Origin of the sequence: Actinomadura atramentaria DSM 43919 (genome assembly GCF_000381885.1) — a bacterium.
GTDB classification, from domain to species: domain Bacteria; phylum Actinomycetota; class Actinomycetes; order Streptosporangiales; family Streptosporangiaceae; genus Spirillospora; species Spirillospora atramentaria.
Genome location: NZ_KB907244.1, coordinates 1 through 1502, shown reverse-complemented (window position 1 = coordinate 1502; position 1502 = coordinate 1). Strand labels below are relative to the sequence as shown.

Annotated in this window: 1 protein-coding gene; it reads right to left on the bottom strand. The window is 67.0% G+C overall.

The genetic code is table 11. The features are described 5' to 3' along the window. Window positions 1-261: 261 nt before the first annotated feature. A complete protein-coding gene (galE, locus tag G339_RS0132005) occupies window positions 262-1260 on the bottom strand; it encodes a UDP-glucose 4-epimerase GalE (RefSeq protein ID WP_026341966.1) in 999 nt (332 codons plus the stop codon). Window positions 1261-1502: the final 242 nt, after the last annotated feature.

Sequence of the window (1502 nt, the reverse complement as noted above, 5' to 3'; positions counted from 1 at the left end):
CGAACCCTCGCAGGGGCGATGAGGACAGGACCTGGACGCGGCGCCGCGGCCTCCGCGGTTCACGTTGCGAACCCTCGCAGGGGCGATGAGGACCCCAGAGTAAAGCCGCAGGTCGCTGATGGCCAGGGGTAGCGGTTGGGATCGACTTTTGCAGCAGACCTCCGGTTGTGCAGAAACCCCGGGAGGTTTGCTGCAATCCGGGGTTCGTCGTGTTCGGTTGGTCGCTGTGAGTTGTCTTGGTGTGGCGTCGGGAGCTCTTGGCTAGGCGTCGTCGGTGAGGACGTGGTCGCGGCGTTGCGCCCAGGTGAGGGAGTCGCGGATGCCGTCCGCGATCGTCCGTTCGGCTTTCCAGCCCAAGAGCTGGGCGGCGCGGTCGCTGCGGGTGTAGACCCCGGCGACGTCGCCGGGTCGAGGACCGGCCTCGATCGCCTCGACCGGCCGGTCGGCGACGCGGTTGAACTCCGCGACCAGTTCGCGGACGGTCGTCCCGCGGCCGGTTCCCAGATTGATGGGCAGGCAGGTCCGGTCCGCGAGGACCTGGTCGAATCGGGTGACGGCGGCCAGGTGCGCGGCGGCGAGGTCCCAGACGTGGATGTAGTCGCGGATGCCCGACCCGTCCGCGGTCGGCCAGTCGGTTCCGGTGATGGTGAACGGCTCGCGGGCCTTCCACGCTTGGATGACCTTCCCCAGCGCGTGGGTGGGCCGACGATTCTGCAGTCCGGTCCGCATTTCGGGGTCGGCGCCGATCGGGTTGAAGTAGCGCAGCGACAGCACGCGCAGCGGCGTGGCGGCCGAGACATCGGCGAACACCCTTTCCATCATCGCCTTGGTCTGCGCGTACGGGCTCTGCGGGTCGAGCGGGGAATCCTCGGTGACGGTGAAGTCGTCGGCGGTCTGATAAATCGAGGCCGACGACGAGAACACCAGCCGTGTGCAGCCGTTGCGGATCAGATGCCGCGCCAACTCCAGCCCACCGACGACGTTGTTGTCGTAGTAGCCGATCGGATCAGCGACCGAGTCCGGCACCACGGCCAACGCCGCACAGTGGATGACGGCCGCAATGTCAGGATGCTCGGCGAACACCCGATCAACGAGCGCGCCATCCCGAACATCCCCTTCATAGAACGCGCGCCCAGCAGTGAACTCCCGACGCCCATTGACGAGATTGTCCAGGATCACCGGCACATGCCCGGCATCCAACGCGCAAGAGCCAACGGTCGCCCCGATGAACCCGGCCCCGCCGGTGATGAGGATCTTCATAGTCCCTGCACTCTAGAGAACGCCCGCCCGCCTCTGACGGCGATCCCGAACCCCGACCGTCCTGGAGCACCCCACTGTCCGGGTTCGCAAACCCTCGCAGGGGCGATGAGGACAGAAGGCACTGATCAACTGGGCGGGGAACGCGACCGCGTTGCGAACCCTCGCAGGGGTGATGAGGACGCGCTTGGTGTCGCGCTTGTGCGGGACGACGAACGTGTTGCGAACCCTCGCAGCGGTGATGA

What these genes read in the sequence shown, in the direction of transcription:
- galE (WP_026341966.1), bottom strand. Translation starts at nt 1,260, where the DNA reads ATGAAGATCCTCATCACCGGCGGGGCCGGGTTCATCGGGGCGACCGTT.